Consider the following 20,686-nt stretch of genomic DNA (forward strand, 5'->3'; position numbering starts at 1 on the left):
TAACACGTACAACTTGTTACAACAAAATGAAAGATTTTAAACGTTATACCATCACTTCTGCCCTGCCGTATGCCAATGGGCCTTTACATATCGGTCACCTCGCCGGAGCCTATATTCCTGCCGATATCTTCGTGCGCTTTTTGCGGATGAACAACAAAGAGGTGGCTTTTGTCTGTGGTTCGGATGAGCATGGGGCTGCAATTACTATAAAAGCCAAAAAAGAAGGGATTACGCCTCAAGAAATAATCGACAAGTATAATGCACAGATAAAAGAGAGTTTTGAACAGTTCGGCATTTCTTTCGATATCTATCATCGTACCTCTTCCAAAATTCATCACGAGCTTTCGCAAGAATTCTTCCTCAACCTCTATGATAAAGGGGAGTTTGTGGAGAAGTACTCAGAGCAGTATTACGACGAAGAATATCATCAATTTTTGGCCGATCGCTACATTGTAGGGACCTGTCCGAACTGCCATAACGAAGGAGCTTATGGTGACCAATGCGAAAAATGCGGAACCTCCTTGAGCCCAACGGATTTAATCAATCCAAAATCGACCTTAAGTGGTAAAACACCTGTACTTCGTGAAACCAAACACTGGTATTTGCCTTTAGATAAATATCAAGCTTGGCTGGAAAAATGGTTATTGGAAGGTAAAAAGGATATTTTAAAATCAAATGTATATGGTCAATGCAGCTCTTGGTTAAAATCCGGTCTGCAAGCACGATCCATGACCCGTGATTTGGATTGGGGAGTGGATGTTCCTTTAGAAGAAGCAAAGGGAAAAAAGTTATACGTTTGGTTAGATGCGCCTATAGGCTATATATCAGCTACGAAGCAATGGGCCCTAGATACCGGGAAAGACTGGGAAAAATACTGGAAGAAGCAGGAAAATCCAGCGGATGACGCCTGCTTGATACATTTTATTGGGAAGGATAATATTGTCTTCCACTGCATTATATTTCCTTCTATTTTGCATGCACATGGCGAATATGTTTTGCCGGAAAATATTCCTGCAAACGAATTTTTGAATTTAGAAGGAGATAAGTTGTCAACTTCTAGAAACCATGCGGTATGGTTGCACGAGTACTTGGCTGATTTTCCGGGTAAGCAAGACGAGCTACGTTATGTTTTGACCTCTATTTTGCCGGAAACATCGGATAGTGAGTTTACCTGGAAGGATTTCCAAGCACGTGTGAATAATGAATTAGTAGCCATATTCGGTAATTTTATCAACCGTGTACTGGTCTTATCTCATAAATACTTTGATGGTAAAGTGAAGGCTGCGGGCGAGCTTAGCGATAAAGATAAATTAGTGCTCTCCGAGTTGGAGCGTTATCCTAAAACCATTAGTTCTTCGCTAAGTCAATATCGGTTTCGAGAAGCCTTGGCGCATTTTATGAATGTGGCGCGTTTAGGGAATAAATATTTAGCCGACGAAGAGCCTTGGAAATTAATCAAGACGGATGAAGACCGCGTGAAAACGGTGCTTAATATCGGTTTGCAGATTGCCGCTAATTTGGCGGTATTGGCGCAGCCTTTTTTACCGCATACGGCAGAAAAGCTATTCCAGATGTTAAATTTTCAGGATCGGGATTGGACGGCTGCCGGTAATCCTAATTTGTTGGAAAACGATCATCAATTGGGCGAGGTACAATTGCTTTTTGAAAAAATAGCGGACGAACAAATCGATGCGCAGCTAGCCAAGTTAGCACAGGCTAAGGTCGACAACGCAAAAACGCAAACAAGCACCGCGGAGCCGGCGAAGGCGAACATTGCCTTTGATCAATTTACACCCCTCGACATTCGCGTCGGCAAAATCTTAACAGCCGAAAAGGTGGCGAAGACAAAGAAGTTGCTGAAGTTGACAATTGATACAGGAATTGATCAACGCACGGTAGTATCAGGCATTGCGGAATTCTTTAATCCTGAAGATATTATTGGAAGACAAGTTTCTATATTAGTCAATTTAGAACCGCGCGAAATCAAAGGCATTCTCTCACAAGGGATGATCTTGATGGCCGAGGATGCCGATGGACGCCTTGATTTCGTGGCGCCGCAATCAAATATCCAACCAGGAAGCATAGTGAGGTAAGAGGGAGTAAGGTTTAAGGTATAAGGTTGGAGGGTATAATCCCAACCTTATACCTTTTTGTTTTTATTGGGCCTCATACTTACACCTTTCGCCTTCTACCTTAGAGCCTTTACCTTTCTAATAGCCACTGCTTAAAAGCTTCGTAATCAGCTCGAAGTTCCTCTTTTTGGCTGGGTTTACTTTCCAATTCTTTTACTTGTTGAGGTATGTAGATGACTTTCTGTTTTTCTTCAGAAAATACATCGGGAAATTTGCATGGGTGTGCAGTTGATAAAAATATAGTTGTATAGTTTCCACCTTGCTCTTTTTTATAAGCTTGCCCTGCTAAGTAAGCGATGGCGGTGTGTGGGCAGGCAAGATATTGATAGCTGCTATAAAGCTCGTCAATAGCGCTGCGGGTCTCCTCGTCGCTATACGCGTAAGCTGTTACCGTTTCTTTCAATAACGCGCGATCGTCTTCAAAAAGATCCATAATGCGAACCCAGTTGCTCGGATTGCCTACATCCATTGCGTTAGATAGGGTGGCTATTGAGGGGCGCGGTTCATAGTAGCCGTCTGATAAGAAACGTGGAACCGTATCATTCACGTTAGTAGCAGCTAAAAACTGCCTAACAGGTAAACCCATTTTATAGGCTAATAAGCCAGCGCCAATATTACCGAAGTTTCCGCTGGGAACAGAAAAAACGATATCAGTTATTCCTTTTCTCTTCATTTGTGCATAGGCATTGAAGTAATAAAAAGTCTGTGGAATCAAACGGGCTATATTGATCGAGTTGGCAGATGTTAATCGGAACCGTTGATTAAGTTCAGCATCATTGAACGCCTCTTTTACCAAAGCCTGGCAGTCGTCAAAGGTGCCATCGACCTCAATGGCTCGAATATTCTGACCGTTACGGGTCAGCTGTTGCTCTTGAATAGGGCTTACTTTTCCCTTAGGATATAAAATGGTTACCCGAGTGCCTTCTACACCTAGAAAACCTAAAGCCACGGCTCCTCCCGTGTCTCCCGAAGTGGCTACTAATACATCTAAAAGCTTGCTGTTTTCCTCGGTTTTAGAAAAATAACCCATAACGCGACTCATGAATCGGGCACCGAAATCTTTAAAGGCAAGGGATGGTCCGTGAAAAAGCTCTAGTACTGCCGTACGGTCGTCAAGTGATACTACAGGTGCTTCAAAATTGATAGCATCATCCACTAATAATCGAAGATCATTGGCCGGAATGCTGTCGCCAATTAAGTGGTGAGCTACTTCAAAAGCGATATGGGGTAAAGTAAACTGCTCAAGATTATTAATAAAATCCGCAGAAAGCGAAGGGATCTCAGTAGGCATATAAAGCCCCTTATCTGAAGGCAAACTGTTAAATACGGCTTCTTTAAAAGAAACTCTTAGCTTTTTATTATTAGTACTGTATAGTTTCATGATGGTTGTTTGTTGTTAGTTATTGGTTGTTTGTTGTTAATTATCTGGTTGTTAGTTATTGGTAGTATAGTTAAATCCAATAACTATTAACGAGTAACTAATAACGAAACTATAACTCCCTCGGCCCCTGTTGATTTACTGCCGAAACGTAGCCGTTGCTATCAATACCTTTCGATTGCAGATGCTGTACAATTTGCCGGGTGATGTCCGATGCGGTTGGATGGTTATCGGCAAAAGCAAAGACAGAGGGTCCAGAGCCGGAGATGCCAAACCCAAGTGCTCCTGCTGCCATGGCAGTTTGTCGCATTTCATAAAATTCAGGAATCAGAATAGCACGAACAGGTTCAATCAGGACATCCTGCATACTGCGACCGATTAAGCCATAATCGCTCATAAACAGACCACTTACCAAGCCCGCAATATTGCCCCATTGAACCACCGCATCTTTCAGCTCGATTTTAGAACGAATCATCTGCCGAGCAGCACGCGTTGGCACATCTACGTGGGGAAACACTACGGAGCAGTATAAGCTTTTTGGAACAGGTATTGACACGACTTCCAGTGGCTCGTAACTTTTAATCAAGGTAATACCACCAAATAAAGAAGGGGCTACATTATCCGCGTGCCCGTGCCCACAGGCCAATTCTTCGCCTTTCATCGCAAAAGGAAGCAATTCTTGTTTCGTTAAAGGTTGTCCAAGCAGCTGATTAATAGCGAATAAACCAGCTACCGTACTCGCAGCACTGGATCCTAATCCACTTCCGATAGGCATGTGTTTATGCAACTCTATTTCCACTCCCACATCTTCACGGTTTAAATGCTTTAGTAACATCTGAACACAAGCGCTAACCGTATTCTTTGCCGGATCGAGCGGTAATCGGCCGTCATCGCCCGTAATCTTTAACAGTTTAACGCCAGGCTGGTCCGAGCGTTCCATAATCACCTCATCTCCCGGTTCGTCCAGGGCTAGTCCCAAGATATCAAAGCCGCATACCAGGTTAGCCACGGTAGCCGGTGCAAACACATGCACGCGGTCTTTTTCTTTTCGGGCCTTACCAGCGGGTTCTTTTTCTATTGTTAATTCCATTTATTAGATAAGTAAAAATTCAAAAGTAAACCTGCCTACCGCAGGCAGGAAGTAAAAAGACCTACCGTCGTTAGACGCAAATCTTGTCTCAGTGGTCGATTTCGCATTACGTACATTGAGTGTAATTTGGCTATAACCTTTCATAGGCTCATTTTCACATTAGCTAATTATCACATGTAATTTATGCTCCCGCGTTCATCAAATCAGCAAATACACCGCCTGCTGTAACCTCGCTACCAGCGCCTGGCCCTTTTACCACTAACGGTCGTTCTTTATAACGTTCAGTAGTGAATGAAATGACATTATCGCTACCCGAGAGGTTGAAGAAGGGATGCTTTTCATCCACCAGCTCCAAGGCAATGGATACCTTTCCATCCTGCAATTTTCCGATATAACGGATCGCTCGGTTCTCCCGTTGAGCTTTTTCTTTAAGCGTATCGAAGTAAGCCGCTTCCTTTTGCAGTTCTAAGTAAAAGTCCTCAACACTCGCTGCATCTAAACAGGCTTTGGGTAGAATCGCTCCTAGATCGACGTCCTTGGCTTCGATGGCTAAACCACTGTCCCGTGCCAAAATGAGCATCTTACGCATAAAATCAGTACCTCGTAAATCATCCCTAGGATCGGGTTCCGTATAGCCTAAGGCCTGGGCTTTCTTCACTACATCGTGAAATGAAGCATCGCCAATGAAATTATTAAAAATATAAGAGATAGTACCCGAAAGTATAGCCTCAATACGGATAATACGATCACCACTGGTCATCAGGTCTTTCAGCGTGCGGACAATCGGAAGACCTGCGCCCACATTCGTCTCATAGAAAAAGTCGACGCCGTGCCTTCTGGCCGTATCGCGTAATTGTTTATACTGTGCATAGCTCGAGGAATTAGCAATTTTGTTGCAGGTCACTACCGATATATTCGATTCAAAGATTTTAAGATAGTGCTTGGTAGGCTCCTCGCTTGCGGTATTGTCCACAAATATACAATTAGGTAGATTTAATTGTTGCATTCTGCTAATAAAGGTCTCCAAGCTAGCAGTTTCTCCTTTGCTGTCCAATTCCGTCTGCCAGGAGGTCAATGAGATGCCTTCCACATCAAATAACATTTTGCGGGAATTACTCATGCCGACAACCTTTACCTGGATATCATTGTTGTCGCGCAGAAAAGCTTCCTGTTCTAATAATTGCCTAAACAAAGTAGATCCGATATTGCCGGTGCCAAGATTAAAAACATGTAAGGTTTTCTTTAATGCTGTAAAGAAAGCATCATGTACCGCATTCAGCGCTTTGGACAGATCTGCTTGGCTAATAATAACCGAAATGTTGTATTCCGATGAGCCTTGCGCAATAGCCCGTACATTAATACCATTGCGTCCCAAAGCATGGAATAACCTGCCTGACATGCCGGGGGTTTGTTTCATGTTTTCACCCACGATAGCAAGTACCGATAATTCATTTTCTATGACGGGGGGCTCTAATTTTTTTGCAAGCAGCTCCAGTTCAAATTCAGTTTCAATAAGATATTTGGCTCTTAAGGCATCTGCGGGATGAACAGCAAACGTGATGCTATGTTCGGACGATGACTGGGTGATCAGCACAATGTTTATTTGTTCATGCGCTAGCAAGGAGAATAAGCGACCGCTAAAGCCGGCCTTGCCGATCATGCCACTGCCGCTTACATTGATAACGCTAATGGCATTAATCGAGGAGATACCTTTAATAGGATAAGATGTTCTGCCGCTATCATATTGGATAATAGTACCTGGAAAGCTTGGATTAAATGTATTGCGGATAACGATAGGCACCTTTTTCATGAAGGCGGGGATCATGGTTGGCGGGTAGATCACCTTCGCTCCAAAATAAGATAGCTCCATTGCCTCGGTATACGATAAAATCGGTAAAGGAAACGCTTTTTTTACCATGCGTGGATCTGCCGTTAACATACCATCCACATCGGTCCATATTTCGATAGCTTCCGCCTGTAATGCGGCACCGAAAATAGCAGCTGTATAGTCACTACCTCCTCTTCCCAGGGTAGTAATCCGACCATTGACATTAGAAGCGATAAAGCCGGTTACAAATAAAAATTTGCCTGGATTTTCTTGCACGAACTGACGGATGAGTAATTCGCTTTGTTGTAAATCTACCCGTGCGTTACCAAAATTGCTATCGGTTTTTATAAGGGAGCTGGCTTCGACGAATAAACTCTCCGGGAAGTACTGAGCCGCAATCTTAGAGACCAAAAATGCGGAACAACGCTCACCGTAACTCACAATGAGATCCTTGCTTTGTGAACTCAGCTCCCGCAGATTTAATACACCTTGTAAAAGATCCTCAAGTTCATTTAAGTAAATTTTAAGTTGCGTAAAAACAGGATTCTGGTTCTTAATTTGAATGAGTTGCTTAACAACTGTGAAGTGTCTCGATTCCAATTCCTTTAAAGCAGGGCCGAAGCTGATTCCTTGTTCTGCTTCTTCAGCCATTTTGGTAAGGAGGTTTGTAATTCCGCTCATGGCCGATAAGACAACAATTGGCTTTTCGCCCTGTTCATACCCTTGTTTTAGGATGTCCAATAATGCATTAATGCTTTCGGCCGATCCGACTGAGGTACCTCCAAACTTAAGTATCTTCATTTTTTCTATTTATCCTTAAAGTCATTAAATAAGAAAGGCGCTTTCTCATCGAGAGAAGCGCCTTTTATGTTTTATCGCTGTTATTACAACATAAAGATTACTTCCCTCGGTGTTTTGTTATCCCGGTGGTAATCGTTGTGGATGTTGTAATAGATATAATTGCTTTCATTTTTGTAATTGGCAGTAAAGTAAATGGTTTATTTTTAATTTATCAAGAGAATTTTAATATTTTTTAGATTTTAGCAATTCGCATACGAATGCGTATTATTAGTTGGACGTTTTAAGTAACTTTTAATGATGAATTAGGCCTGCCTACCAGTAGGCTGGAGCGCCGAATGATTAATAACGGTGGCGGTAGCACAGGCTCATCTCAAAGCTTCAAGCTTATTGCTAACAACTTATCCGATTGTTTCTCGTGGAACAAAACAAGTAAAACCTTATGAGGCAGCCGTATTTAACCGGCCGTATGTATTGACTGCTGTCTGCTTGGCTTGCAAGAGGGCACTTAACATGCAGTAAGGTAGTTGTTGCCGCTATATTCGCACTATATCCGCTCTATAGAAAAGCAAGAAAACATAAATAGGCAGCGAATGTATACAGAAGCATAGGTGGATCTGACGTGGAATAAAGGTGGACTTCACGTGGACTTGACGTGGATTCAAAAATTGAAAAAAATCTGAAAGGGAAGGATTAGTGTATTGAAATGAGGTCGTGATACCTTTCAAAGGTAAAAAAAGTTATTTTAAAATGGATCAGGTACTTCAGCCCCTTTTCTGTGGTGTTTTGCCATTGAATAAAAAATCTTATTTTTGGGCAAATTTGCAATAGCATGAAATATTCATCGTTATAAGCATTTAATTATTTCTTATAGCCTTAGAAAATATTGTATTCATATGAATGACCTAATAAAGTTACAGTTAGAAGACGCTAATGATTCCATGCAGAAAGCTATTTCGCACACCGAATCAGAATTGACAAAAATTCGCGCAGGTAAAGCAATGCCTTCCATGTTGGACGGGATCAATGTAGATTACTACGGAACACCTACTCCATTATCTCAAGTGGGAAACATTAATACGCCCGACCCTCGTAGCTTGGTTATTCAACCATGGGAAAAGAATTTATTAAGTGCAATTGAAAGGGCTATTATTGATTCCAATATCGGATTAAACCCACAAAATGACGGTAATATTATCCGTTTAGCGGTTCCTCCTTTGACCGAAGAGCGCCGTAGGGAATTGGTTAGAAAAGTAAAGGAGGAGGCAGAAAAAGGAAAGGTCGCTATTCGCAACATCAGAAAGGACGCTAATGACGGGATTAAAAAGCTTAAAAATGATGGTGTCTCGGAAGATGAAATAAAGGTGGGAGAAGGTGAAGTTCAAAAATTAACCGATAACTTTATCGCGAAAGTTGACAAATTAGCCGAAGCCAAAGAAAAAGATATTATGACCGTTTAAGGAAATTGAAATTATTAGTGAAAAAACCACGGATCGCACCGTGGTTTTTTTGTTCGTAGCTGCCGTTAACCACTCGACGATTCGACAACTTTACTAACCCACTAAATTGTTGCGCAAATAGCGCATTTCCATCACAAATTGCTTGTATTTTTAGACCAAAGTTTACATCGTATGAAGAGAATATTACTTTTTATCATCTTAACCTATTTCAATCCCGTATGGGCACAACAAAAGACTAACTTAACAGTTGAAAAAATAATGCGCGACCCTAAGTGGATGGGCGTGTCGCCCGAAAATATTAGGTGGGGAGAATTTGATGGGCACATCTATTTTAGATGGAATCCGGAAAATCTGGATTATTCACCCTTATACAGTATAACGGTGCGTGATCAAGAGCCTAAAAGACAAGAGGAGGATGTGACGCGAAGTTTTACACAACAAACGCAATACAATCGAAGTGGAAATCGAGCGGTATATGTAAAGGGTGGTGATATTTTTATATACGATTTAAAAACACGCAGCGAAAAACAATTGACGGCGACGATCGAGGAAGAGTCTAAGCCTCAATTTAATGTGCGTGAAGACGTTGTTTTCTTTAAACGTGAAAATAATTTATACAGCCTCTCCTTGATAAATGGCGAATCAAAACAGCTTACCAATTTTGTTAAGGGAAGCAAAAAGAAGGGTGACGCCCCTAAACTCTCCGATCAAAATCAATGGCTTAAAGAAAATCAATTGACTTTATTCGACGTGCTCAACGATCGTAAACAGAAAAAACACCGAGCTGATTCGTTAGAAGAACTGCAAAGGATAAAACTGCTGAGAGAGCTGCCTATAGCAGAAAATGAAATTGTTAGAACAATTGCTGCTAGCCCTAATTTGCAATATATTGCCTATATAAAATATAGTCCTGCGAAAGATAATCGGAGTACGATCGTACCAAACTATGTAACTGAATCCGGTTATACGGAAGACATACAGACTAGAAACAAGGTTGGAGAAGAACAGGGTGCTACAGCTGCCTACCTTTATAAGGTGAAGGAGGATACGGTTGTGCGTATTACAACCGCTAATTTAGAAGGGATAAAAGATATACCTGCATTCTATAACGATTATCCCGAGAAGAAAGATTCACTAATTAAGTTAGATAAAGATCGGGCGGTTAATATAGCCGGCATTTATTGGAATCCTGTCGGAAACAAGGCTCTTATCACGGTTTATGCACAGGATCATAAAGATCGTTGGTTAACGCTTTTAGATCTGTCCACGGGAGCCTTACAAATGATCGATAGACAGCATGATGATGCATGGATTGCAGGCCCTGGCATTGGTGGAAGCTGGGGAGGAGAAAATGTCGGATGGATTGACGACCATCAGATTTATTTTCAAAGCGAGCAAACGGGATATTCGCATCTTTACAGCATGTCAGTAGACTCCCGTGTGAAAAAGCAATTAACAAAAGGGCGATTTGAAGTGCAAGACCTCGTTCTTTCAAAGGATAAAAAAACGTTTTATTTGACAGCTAATAAAGAGCATCCCGGAATAACACATTTTTACAGCATGCCGGTTAGTGGAGGAACGTTGCAGCAAATAACCTCTATGAAGGGAGGTAACGAAGTGAGCCTTTCGCCTGACGAAAAATGGCTAGCGATACGCTATTCAAGTAGTAACAGGCCCTGGGAGCTTTATCTGCAAGAAAACAGGCCGGGTGCAAAAGCGAAGCAGATCACCGAATCGCGAAGCGCCGAGTTTAAAGCCTACCCTTGGCGCTCGCCTGAAGTCATTAGTTTCACCAACCGTCATCAAGATAGTGTTTACGCTCGCTTGTACCGACCGGAAACGCCTAAGAAAAATAGTCCGGCAGTCATTTTTGTTCATGGTGCCGGCTACTTGCAGAATGTTCACTACTGGTGGAGTTCTTATTTTAGAGAATATATGTTTCATAATCTGTTAACAGATCTTGGCTATACCGTCCTTGACATCGACTACACAGCAAGTGCCGGTTATGGACGAAACCATCGCACCGGAATATACCGACACATGGGAGGAAAAGATTTATCCGACCAAGTAGATGGGGCTAAGCTGCTAGTGGAAAAATATCAAGTTAATCCTAAAAACATCGGTATATACGGCGGCTCCTACGGCGGTTTTATTACCTTGATGGCGCTCTTTACGCAACCGGAGGTGTTTACAGCAGGTGGAGCCTTACGTTCGGTAACCGATTGGGCGCATTATAACCACGGCTATACTTCCAATATTTTAAATGAACCGATTAATGACCCCAAAGCCTACCAACAATCTTCTCCTATTAATTTCGCCGAGGGCTTGAGGGGACATTTATTGATGTGTCATGGTATGGTGGATGTTAATGTTCATTTTCAGGATATTGTACGCCTTAGCCAGCGCTTGATTGAACTTGGAAAGAATAATTGGGAACTGGCTGTATATCCCGTGGAAGATCATGGTTTTGTAGAACCTAGCAGCTGGACCGACGAATACAAACGTATTTTAAAGCTTTTTGAGGAAAAACTTATAAACGAATAGCTCCTTCAATGCGTTATGTGGAAATATCGGATCCTTTGTTTGCTGCTGCTCACTTCTTGCCGGTATGAGAGAAGGGCACAGCCTGCATTTTACTTCTGGAAAACACAATACCAACAACGGGAACAAGAGCACACGGCCCTTCGTAAGTTAGGCGTTAATCAGCTGTTTGTACGGATAATGGACGTCGATTTGGACGAAACCGGAAAGGCTGTTCCTGTTTCGCCGATTACTTTCAGAAACAACCTACCTGACTCCATCGATATTGTGCCTGTTGTTTACATCGTGAACAATGTCTTACGACAACAATCGGAACAGACGTTAACCATACTCGCCAATCGAATTTTAGCATTTACCGAGGCGAAAGTAAAACAAAGCGGTAAAGATAAATTTACAGAACTGCAAATTGACTGTGATTGGACGCAAACGACACGTGAAACCTATTTTTTGCTGTTAAGAAAAATGAAAGCCCTGCTGGCAGATAAGGCTGTTACCTTGAGTGCAACGCTACGCTTACACCAAATAAAAAATAGACACGCGAGCGGTATACCACCGGTGGATAAAGTACTGCTAATGTGCTATAATATGGGAAACTTGCGTAAATATGGTATGCAAAACTCCATTTTGGACATGAAAGAGATGACCACCTATTTAAAAGATTTCCTGGGAAGTTACCCTTTGCCGATCGACGTTGCTTTACCTTTGTTCAGCTGGTCGGTGGTTTTTAGAGATAAACAATATGTGGGTATCTCTAAGCATCTCGACAGTTGGTCTTTGGCTGATACGAGCCTGTTTTATCGACAAGAGGGCACACCCTTGTACCACTTAAAGCGAAATCTTCCAAAAGCCGGGTTGCGGGTAAACGATGTGATTAGAAAAGAAGAAGTGAGTGTGCAGGATTTATTTGCTGCTTCTGATTTTTTATCTCGATATTTGCCTCGAAAGGATCTGAAGGTGCTCTTTTACCACCTAGATGCCGACCTATTAAATCGCTTTTCGGATGAACAACTACAAGAAATTATCGATCGCTTTTAGTTTTTTTATACTTCTGTTTTATGGCGAAATTGCAATCAATATTGCTTGCGGTCCGGAACCCGATCCTTATGATTATTACGTTTCCTATTTTCACAATGACATACAGGGAGATGCCTATGCCGCATTTTCTTTTACCGATTTAAGTTTTTTGTACAGTGAGGATGAGCCGCAAAAGGAGAGCCAGATAAATTGTGATGAGTGGGCTCAATATTTGGGCGGAGATGTAAAGGCAACGGATGTATTTTCCGTAATGTATCGAGCAGATAACAAGACAGACTCGTTGATCAGTGCTTGGAGGACGAAAAAAAGCATAACCCTGCCAGATACGTTGAAAGATAATACTTTTTTACAAGCTATTGCGAAGCATAAGAGCGCATTCGATTATTATTTATTTGCCAAAGACTGTGAGGAGGCTTCTGCCTATGCATATGATATGTGGGATCCGGCACCTCGAGATACAACATCGATGGATTCGTTGGCTGAAAAGGCCATAAAGCGATTGAAGAAGGTTAAGCGCGACGAATTTTTACGTTTACGATATGCTTACCAAGCGGCAAGAATGTACCATTATTCAGCACGCTATGAAAAATGTTTGGCGGTCTATGAAGACTATATCGAACCGCTGCCTTATCGGAGCGCGGTAGGGGGGTGGGCCTTGGCCTTAAAAGCCGGGGCCCTAAGGTGGTTGGGCGACAAAGAACAAGCGGCTTTTCTTTTTTCGAAGGTTTTTGAAAGTAATCCGGAAAGAAGAATCCAGGCTTATAAGAATTATCACTACATTGACGTGAGCACGCCATCGGTTCTTGCCTTGGCAAAATCAAAAGAAGAACAGGCAGTAATTTGGAGCATAGAGGGTTTTAACAATCCGAGTTTGAATCTCCATACGCTTGATACGGTATATAAGCTGGCTCCCACCAGTGTTTTAAACGGGGTGTTATTAATAAGGGAAATGAATAAGCTGGAAGGGTACCTAAATGAGTCACCCCTCAGCAATGATGTTTACGGATATCGGAATTATTATTACGGAAGCGATTCGTCGCAGCTGAAAGCTAAAAGTTATGCCGATAGTTTATTTCGCTTCTCGCTTCACTTAGCAAGTGACAAAAAATACCGAGAACCAGCCTTCGCGACGATTGCGGCAGCGTACATCAGTTGGATGCAAGGAGAAAATAAAAGAGCTTTTGATCTTTTACAACAATTAAATCCGGAACATCTATCACCCAAGTTACAGGATCAATACCGCATTACAGAATTATTGGTACAAGCCAGTAATATAAAAAAGGGAGATAATTTTAACCCAAATGCGCTGGTACCGGCTTTAAAATGGCTGGATGAGAAATGCATAGTTGAGCGGAAGGATAAGGTTGATAGCTTTTATGGGCAAAAAGATTTACGCTTTAGTCGAACAACGAGGCATTTTTATCAAAGTTTATTAGCTCCAAAATATCTAGCACTGCAGGATACGGCTATGGCCGCTATTTTGATGGTAAAAGGCGATTTAGAATGGAATCAGAGCCATACGCGTGATTCGCTTTTTAAATACAGCTCTAGTGAAACGATTAATTTTTGGCGACAACAATTAACGCCTACATCATTGTTACGTATAAAGACATTAAAAGAAAATACCCCGAAAGATGGGTTGTCGGATTATTTAGTGAAAGTACTGCCTGCTCTTCCAAATGATGATTATTATGAGCTTTTGGGAACCGGTTATCTCCGAACACATGAATACGATAAGGCAGTCGCTGCTTTCGACAAGCTAAGTCCAAACTATAAATTCTGGGTGGCATCTGATTGGTATGGCTCGAGTGAGGACGCTGCATTACACGCTGACCCATTTTTAACCACGATTAACGATTACCCGAAGGCCTATGCAGACAGGGGATTAAATAAGAAGGAATTTGCTGAGCAGATGGCCATGTGGCAACGGAAAATAAAATCAAATCCGAAAAATGCAGCTAAATACTACTTTGCGATGGCTAATGGTGTTTATCAAACGGGAATCTTTGGTAATTCTTGGTATCTTATCAGCTATAGCTGGAGCCATTTAGATGCTTATGTATCAGGTACGAATTACTATGATGACGACTATAAGCATGCAAAACAAGCGATCATTTGGTATGAAAAGGCACGATCCTTAAGTAAGGATGTAAATTTTAAAGCAACATGTACCTTTATGCTGGCCAAATGTGAGCAAAAGAAATATGGTTATCGTTCAGTGAATGATTACTATTCGAGCCATAATTATGGCGAACCTGATCCCTTGTGGTTATTTAGCATGAAAAATAAATATTTTGTTGAGTTAGAAAAATACTATAAAGGGACTGCGTTTTATAATCAAGCACTGGGTGAATGCAGCTATTTGAGCGACTTTATAAGCGCTAGATCCAAATAGCTATTCTTTATCGGCTATTAGGCTCTGCTATCATTCCCATGGTATATACTTAGGTAACTCTCGTAGCGGCTTGTTTCGATTTCTCCTTCTTCCAGTGCTCCTAATACGGCGCAGCCGGGTTCGTTGATATGCCTGCAATTATTAAATCTACACCGGTTCATCAGTGCACGCATTTCAGGAAAAAAATGACTGAGCTCTTGTTGCTCAATATCGATTACGCCAAATTCCTGAATACCGGGAGTGTCAATGATATAACCGCCTTGTATTAAAGGCAGCATTTCGGCAAAGGTTGTTGTATGTTTTCCCTTATCTGACCAATCGGATATTTTTCCGGTACGGAGAGAAGCTTCCGGTATGAGTCGATTAATGAGTGTTGACTTTCCAACGCCGCTATGTCCCGAAATCAGCGTTACTTTATGCGTCAAAGACGCCTCTATAGCATCTATATTAATGCCTTTTAAAGCCGAAATTTCAAAGCAAGGATAACCGAGATGTTCATAAATTGATCGATAGTCGGCTAGTATTTCCAAACCTTCTTCGCTAAAAAGGTCAAGCTTATTAAACAATATACCGGCTGGGATATCATAGGCTTCCGCTGTCACTAAAAATCGATCAATAAAACCCAGCGAAGTTGGCGGTGAAGCTAAAGTAACTACTAAGTAAGCTTGGTCTAAATTGGCTGCAATAATTTGCGCCTGTTTCGATAAATTGACCGATTTACGAATCATATAATTCTTTCGGTCGTATAATTGGATAATAACAGCAGTTTCTTGCTCGGGTTCAGGTTCAATTTCAACCCAATCACCTACAGCGATCGGGTTGGTCGTTTTAATGTCCTTCGTGCGGAATTTGCCCTTTATGCGACATTCATAGCTTGTTCCTCCCGCTGAAACGGTATACCAACTGCCGGTAGATTTTGTAACAAGCCCTTTCATTTATCCTAAAATAGCGGCGAATCCCTTTTTCATCCGTTCGATCGTCTCATCTCGGCCGAGCAATTTTGCTATATCGAATACATGAGGTCCGAATTTACCGCCAACCAGCATAATGCGTAGTGGGAGCATTAGCTCCCCCAATTTTAACCCACTGGATAGGATCGCATCTTTATAATATTGTTCCAGCGCTTCTGTTTCCCATGGTTCAAAGGTAGTGAGTGCAGGAATAATGGTGTTAAAAAAGTTTGTCTTTTCATCACTCCATTTTTTTTGTATAGCTTCTATATCGTAGGTGGTAGGTGGTATAAAGAAGAAAGAAGCTTGTTCCCAAAAATCCTCAATAAAAGTGAGGCGATCTTTTACTAATGCTAATACCTCTATCAGATAATCATCTGCCACATCCCTTATGCCGTGTGTCTCCAAGACACCTTTAACCATCGGAAGAAGCTTTTCATTTCCGCTACGCTTGATCCATTCATGATTGAACCATTTCGCTTTCTCGAAATCAAACTTCGCTCCTGCTTTACTGATTCGCTCAATTGAAAACTTGTCGATGAGTTCGTCAAGCGTAAAAATCTCCTGATCGGTGCCATCATTCCAACCGAGTAACGCCAGCATATTAATAAAAGCTTCCGGAAGAAAACCAAGCTCGCGAAAGCCTTTGGTGAGATCGCCCGTTTTTGGATCGGTCCAATTCATGGCATAAACCGGGAATCCCAACCGATCTCCGTCGCGCTTGCTAAGCTTTCCATTTCCATCCGGTTTTAAAATCAATGGAAAATGAGCCCATTGCGGCATTTGTTGCTTCCAGCCAAGATATTCCCATAGTAATAAATGAACCGGGGCTGAAGGTAACCATTCTTCGCCTCTGAAAGCATGTGTGATTTTCATTTGATAGTCGTCTACTACCACAGCTAAGTGATAAGTAGGCATGCCATCTGCTTTCAAGAGTACTTTGTCGTCTACTAAAGAAGTATCAAAATTGACTGCCCCTCTAATCATATCATGGAAGCCGATCGTTTCTCCTACAGGCATCTTTATACGAATGACATGCGGCGTGCCGGTGGCCAAAAGTTCTTCTACTTCCTTTGCATCCAAACTGAGTGAGTTACGTAACTGCAGTCGATTCTCATGGCTATATTTAAAATTCGGAATAAGTTGGCGTTGGGCATCCAGCTCCTCCGGTGTATCGAACGCATAATAAGCATGACCGCTTGCTACCAATTGTTCTGCAAAGGTGCGGTATCGATCTTTCCGTTCACTTTGCCTATAGGGAGCATAGGGCCCGCCATGTACAGGACTTTCATCGGGTGTCAAGCCGCACCAAGCTAAGCAAGACAGAATATATTCTTCAGCGCCGGGTACATATCGCGTTTGATCGGTATCCTCGATTCTTAATACAAACTCACCGCCCTGGCTTTTAGCAAAAAGATAGTTAAACAAAACAGTGCGTACACCGCCAAGATGTAGGCCACCCGTCGGACTGGGTGCAAACCGTACCCTAACTTTATTCTCTATAGACATAAGCGCAAACTTAGATAAAAGGCTTTGGATATGCAATCTTCACAGTGTCATATCCATTTTATTAATCATTTTGCATAAAATTTGTACTTTGCACCTTTCTAGTTATTAGTTGGTCGTTGTTGTTTATTGATTTTAGGTTTATAGGGTTAACCTTGTATTAAATCACTTAAACCGAGGGCGGACAACCAATAACAATGAACTAATAACGAATTAAATGAATCCATATCAGCATAGTCAACGGTGGAAATTTTTATTACTCATATTCGCTGCAATTATTGCAACGGCATCCCTTTGGTATACAAATTTTCTGGTCCAAAACCTTTCGGAAGCAGAACGCACGAAGGCATCTGTTTGGGCAATTAGTACGCGAAATATGTACGCCATGCCGGATGTGAACGATGAGTACATAACCTATATCTATAGCGTTCGGGATAGCTTAAAGGTACCGGCGATCATTACCGATTCAAAAGACAGCATTATCTACTATCGCGGTCTCGACTCAACAAAGACCTTGTACAACGTGACCGGAGAAAATCAAGGAACAAACCTCCCGAAGTATGATCCTGAATATTTCGATTATCAACTGGCCATTATGAAAGAAAGGCACCCACCGATAGAAATTGAATTGTCCGGTGGAGAAAAATGGTATGTTTACTATAAAGACTCCCTGTTGCTCACCCAATTGCGTGTATTTCCCTATGTTCAATTAACGCTCATTGCTATATTTCTCGGTATCGCTTATACGGTATTTAACAGCATGCGAAAATCGGAGCAGAATCAAGTATGGGTGGGGTTGGCCAAAGAAACCGCACACCAACTGGGAACACCGATTTCGTCACTTATGGCATGGCTCGAGTTGATGAAGGCGAAATTTGATGCGGAAGAAGATCCCTTGCTGATAGAGATGGAAAATGATGTGAAACGTCTGGAAATTGTAGCAGACCGATTTTCTAAAATCGGCTCTAAACCGGTGCTTGAGAATCATGCTGTCTACCCGGTAGTCAGTAATTTTGTGCGTTATTTTAAAGTTCGCACGAGTGATAAAATCAAATTTTCCGTATCAGGCGATAAAACTGTCGAGGCGCAATTGAGCGTTCCTTTATTTGACTGGGTGATCGAAAATATCTTAAAGAATGCAGCCAATGCCATCGAATCGGCAGGTGAAATTAACATAATTATCAGTGAAAATATTGCTAAAGAGCAGATATTTATTGATATTAGCGACACAGGAAAAGGTATCCCAAGAAATAAATTCGATGCAGTCTTTCAACCGGGATATACAACTCGAAAGCGGGGATGGGGCCTTGGTCTCTCCTTAACTAAGCGAATAATTGAAAATTACCATAAAGGACAAATTTTTGTTAAGGATTCGGAAGTAGGAAAAGGAACTACCTTTAGAATCGTATTAAAAAGCAGTTTAACCTATGAGCCAGCTAAAATCTGATGAATTCCCGGCCTTTTATGCTACTTACATTGATACCGTTTTTGGCGACGTCATGCACGTACTAAATGAGCAAATTACTAGTTTTCCTGCATTTTTAGAGGCCATTCCTGCGGGGCGGTCCGAATATGCCTATGCCGAAGGGAAGTGGACCATAAAGGAAGTGGTTGGGCATGTATTGGATACGGAGCGGATTATGGCCTATCGAGCGCTTCGTTTTGCTCGGAACGACACCAAAGCGCTCCCCGGCTTTGAGCAAGAAGACTTTGTTTTAAATGCTCGCTTTAATGAACGAAGTTTGGCTTCCTTAGCGGAGGAGTTTGTTTTATTACGGAAATCGAACATGGCCTTGTTCAATACCTTTAACGAAACCGAACTGAATCGAAGGGGTTTGGCCTCTGATCGTTTAATCAGCGTTCGGGCTTTTCTCTATATCGTTGCCGGACATCTCAATCACCATAAAAATATTATCAAAGAAAGGTATTTGGATACTATGGTGTAATGCCTGTTGGTGATTTTGCTATATATTCGACAACTTTTAAAGCTAATTTTAAAACTATTTAACACCTAAAGTGTTTTTATCATATCAATAAGGCCAGGTAATGGTTTTGTGATAAGGTTTAGGTTTTTGGAAACGCCCCGATGTGAAATTGAGGCGTTTCTTTTTTTGCCACTAATTTCATCGAAACATCCAACTTAAGCAACCGTTTGCATGAATGTTTTTGTTTAAAATATGGAATTATTTTATTAGCCTTGTAAATACAATGTTAAATTTTTTCATATTCAATCTATATATTGAAACAAGATACTTAAACTCACTTTCACATGAACCAACATCCCAGCGCTAATGTCACGAAAAGCGGTGTAAACCCGATTGTTATTATCGGAGCATTATTCTTCATCTTTGGATTTGTTACCTGGCTTAACTCCGTTCTTATTCCATATCTCAAAATTGCTTGCGAACTCAATCATTTTCAATCCTACCTCGTAGCCTTTGCTTTTTATATAGCATATTTTGTAATGGCTCCTTTATCCACCAAAACATTGAAAATTTTTGGGTTTAAGAACGGGATGTCGGTGGGATTGATAATCGTAGCAATCGGTGCACTTATTTTTATTCCCGCTGCCATGACAAGGACGTATGCCCTGTTTTTATTGGGCTTATTTGTTCAGGGGAGTGGTCTTGCCATCTTGCAAACAGCGTCAAATCCTTATATAACTATCCTTGGTCCTGCGGAAAGTGCGGCAAAAAGGATTAGTATTATGGGGATATGTAATAAGTTAGCCGGGGGGTTGGCTCCGGTTATTTTAGGTACGGTTATGCTCAAAGATGCAGATAAGCTGACCGCTAGAATAGAAACGATGCCGGAAGCGCAGAAGATAGCTGAACTTAATGAGTTGGCCTCACGCGTAATTTTTCCTTATATCGCTATAATAGCGGTCCTTGCGCTGCTTGCCCTTTTAATTTATCGTTCCGGTCTTCCAGAAATAGATACAGATGCGGAGGACGAAACGGTTGCAACTACGAATGAAGGTAAAAATAGTTTATTTGATTTTCCTCATTTGATCTTGGGTGTTTTTACTTTATTTCTTTATGTAGGGGTAGAAGTAATGGCAGGCGACACGATCATTAGCTATGGTTCATCCCAAGGAATCGCCTTGGAAACAGCTAAATATTTTACGTTGGGAACCATGATCAGTATGGTCATCGGATACATTATAGGTATCGTATGTATACCGAAGTATCTTAAGCAAGAAACCGCAATGAAATTATGCTCTTTGTTGGGATTATTCCTATCACTCGGCGCTATTTTTACCAGCGGATATGTATCAGTAGCTTGTGTGGCTTTACTGGGCTTGGCCAACTCCCTGGTTTGGCCCGCAATTTGGCCGTTGGCCTTGGCCGGTTTAGGACGTTTTACCAAGGCGGCTTCTTCCGTATTGGTGATGGGGATATGCGGTGGGGCCTTAATTCCACTTGGCTATGGTGCCTTAGCCGATGCCTGGAATCCCCAACAAGCCTATTGGATTATGGTTCCTTGCTATCTGGTAATTTGGTATTACGCGATTGCCGGCCATAAGCTGGTTAAAAAATAACGAATACATACATACCAAGCCTTCAATGATAC

13 protein-coding genes are annotated in these 20,686 nt (G+C 41.7%); 8 read left to right on the forward strand and 5 right to left on the reverse strand.

Annotated elements, in window-relative coordinates:
• Window positions 1-26 precede the first annotated feature (26 nt).
• Window positions 27-2,093: a methionine--tRNA ligase gene (gene metG, locus ACH11B_RS07440; protein ID WP_377613183.1), complete on the forward strand. Its 2,067-nt coding sequence runs from the start codon at window positions 27-29 to the stop codon at window positions 2,091-2,093.
• 109 nt (window positions 2,094-2,202) lie between these two features.
• Here the strand turns inward: metG and thrC are convergent, their stop codons facing one another.
• The 3 genes from thrC to thrA form a co-directional block, all read right to left on the reverse strand.
• Window positions 2,203-3,513: a threonine synthase gene (gene thrC, locus ACH11B_RS07445; RefSeq protein ID WP_377613184.1), complete on the reverse strand. Its 1,311-nt coding sequence runs from the start codon at window positions 3,511-3,513 to the stop codon at window positions 2,203-2,205.
• Between the two features lie 109 nt (window positions 3,514-3,622).
• The gene (locus tag ACH11B_RS07450; protein ID WP_377613185.1) at window positions 3,623-4,600 is read right to left on the reverse strand and encodes a homoserine kinase; all 978 of its coding nucleotides are present in this window, start codon (window positions 4,598-4,600) and stop codon (window positions 3,623-3,625) included.
• 181 nt (window positions 4,601-4,781) lie between these two features.
• A complete protein-coding gene (thrA, locus tag ACH11B_RS07455) occupies window positions 4,782-7,229 on the reverse strand; it encodes a bifunctional aspartate kinase/homoserine dehydrogenase I (RefSeq protein ID WP_377613186.1) in 2,448 nt (815 codons plus the stop codon).
• Between the two features lie 893 nt (window positions 7,230-8,122).
• On the opposite strand from thrA, the gene frr reads away from it, so the two are divergent.
• From frr to ACH11B_RS07475, 4 genes are all read left to right on the forward strand, one after another.
• Window positions 8,123-8,686 (forward strand): ribosome recycling factor, encoded by a 564-nt coding sequence (gene frr / locus ACH11B_RS07460; RefSeq protein ID WP_013664722.1) that lies wholly within the window; start codon window positions 8,123-8,125, stop codon window positions 8,684-8,686.
• A 171-nt stretch (window positions 8,687-8,857) separates the two neighbouring features.
• Complete coding sequence (locus tag ACH11B_RS07465; protein WP_377613187.1) at window positions 8,858-11,230, forward strand: prolyl oligopeptidase family serine peptidase; 2,373 nt, start codon at window positions 8,858-8,860, stop codon at window positions 11,228-11,230.
• Window positions 11,231-11,245: 15 nt separating this feature from the next.
• On the forward strand, window positions 11,246-12,262 hold the full coding sequence (locus ACH11B_RS07470) for a hypothetical protein (RefSeq protein ID WP_377613188.1): 1,017 nt from the start codon (window positions 11,246-11,248) through the stop codon (window positions 12,260-12,262).
• Window positions 12,228-14,657 carry a hypothetical protein gene (locus ACH11B_RS07475; protein WP_377613189.1) on the forward strand — a complete coding sequence of 810 codons (2,430 nt, stop codon included), beginning with the start codon at window positions 12,228-12,230 and terminating at the stop codon, window positions 14,655-14,657. Before ACH11B_RS07470 ends, ACH11B_RS07475 begins: the two co-directional genes overlap by 35 nt.
• A gap of 17 nt (window positions 14,658-14,674) precedes the next feature.
• On the opposite strand, the gene rsgA is transcribed toward ACH11B_RS07475, so the two are convergent.
• Together rsgA and gltX are read right to left on the reverse strand one after the other, a co-directional pair.
• The gene (rsgA, locus tag ACH11B_RS07480; protein ID WP_377613190.1) at window positions 14,675-15,592 is read right to left on the reverse strand and encodes a ribosome small subunit-dependent GTPase A; all 918 of its coding nucleotides are present in this window, start codon (window positions 15,590-15,592) and stop codon (window positions 14,675-14,677) included.
• Window positions 15,593-17,116, reverse strand: a complete 1,524-nt coding sequence (gltX, locus tag ACH11B_RS07485; RefSeq protein ID WP_013664726.1) for a glutamate--tRNA ligase — start codon at window positions 17,114-17,116, stop codon at window positions 15,593-15,595.
• A gap of 214 nt (window positions 17,117-17,330) precedes the next feature.
• Here gltX and ACH11B_RS07490 point away from each other — a divergent pair, with 214 nt between their 5' ends.
• From ACH11B_RS07490 to ACH11B_RS07500, 3 genes are all read left to right on the forward strand, one after another.
• Window positions 17,331-18,560, forward strand: coding sequence for a HAMP domain-containing sensor histidine kinase (locus ACH11B_RS07490; protein ID WP_013664727.1), 1,230 nt, complete (start codon window positions 17,331-17,333; stop codon window positions 18,558-18,560).
• Entirely contained in the window at window positions 18,541-19,059 is a 519-nt protein-coding gene (locus ACH11B_RS07495) for a DinB family protein (protein WP_013664728.1), read from the forward strand. Before ACH11B_RS07490 ends, ACH11B_RS07495 begins: the two co-directional genes overlap by 20 nt.
• Window positions 19,060-19,382: 323 nt before the next feature.
• Window positions 19,383-20,654, forward strand: coding sequence for a sugar MFS transporter (locus ACH11B_RS07500; RefSeq protein ID WP_377613191.1), 1,272 nt, complete (start codon window positions 19,383-19,385; stop codon window positions 20,652-20,654).
• Window positions 20,655-20,686: the final 32 nt, after the last annotated feature.

It is taken from the genome of Olivibacter sp. EAT-5, assembly GCF_044784325.1.
GTDB lineage: Bacteria > Bacteroidota > Bacteroidia > Sphingobacteriales > Sphingobacteriaceae > Olivibacter > Olivibacter oleidegradans.

Bases quoted from the DNA above. Each gene is read 5' to 3' on its own strand.
- metG (WP_377613183.1), top strand. From the start codon at position 27: ATGAAAGATTTTAAACGTTATACCATCACTTCTGCCCTGCCGTATGCC.
- thrC (WP_377613184.1), bottom strand. From the start codon at position 3,513: ATGAAACTATACAGTACTAATAATAAAAAGCTAAGAGTTTCTTTTAAA.
- ACH11B_RS07450 (WP_377613185.1), bottom strand. From the start codon at position 4,600: ATGGAATTAACAATAGAAAAAGAACCCGCTGGTAAGGCCCGAAAAGAA.
- thrA (WP_377613186.1), bottom strand. From the start codon at position 7,229: ATGAAGATACTTAAGTTTGGAGGTACCTCAGTCGGATCGGCCGAAAGC.
- frr (WP_013664722.1), top strand. From the start codon at position 8,123: ATGAATGACCTAATAAAGTTACAGTTAGAAGACGCTAATGATTCCATG.
- ACH11B_RS07465 (WP_377613187.1), top strand. From the start codon at position 8,858: ATGAAGAGAATATTACTTTTTATCATCTTAACCTATTTCAATCCCGTA.
- ACH11B_RS07470 (WP_377613188.1), top strand. From the start codon at position 11,246: ATGTGGAAATATCGGATCCTTTGTTTGCTGCTGCTCACTTCTTGCCGG.
- ACH11B_RS07475 (WP_377613189.1), top strand. From the start codon at position 12,228: ATGAACAACTACAAGAAATTATCGATCGCTTTTAGTTTTTTTATACTT.
- rsgA (WP_377613190.1), bottom strand. From the start codon at position 15,592: ATGAAAGGGCTTGTTACAAAATCTACCGGCAGTTGGTATACCGTTTCA.
- gltX (WP_013664726.1), bottom strand. From the start codon at position 17,116: ATGTCTATAGAGAATAAAGTTAGGGTACGGTTTGCACCCAGTCCGACG.
- ACH11B_RS07490 (WP_013664727.1), top strand. From the start codon at position 17,331: ATGAATCCATATCAGCATAGTCAACGGTGGAAATTTTTATTACTCATA.
- ACH11B_RS07495 (WP_013664728.1), top strand. From the start codon at position 18,541: ATGAGCCAGCTAAAATCTGATGAATTCCCGGCCTTTTATGCTACTTAC.
- ACH11B_RS07500 (WP_377613191.1), top strand. From the start codon at position 19,383: ATGAACCAACATCCCAGCGCTAATGTCACGAAAAGCGGTGTAAACCCG.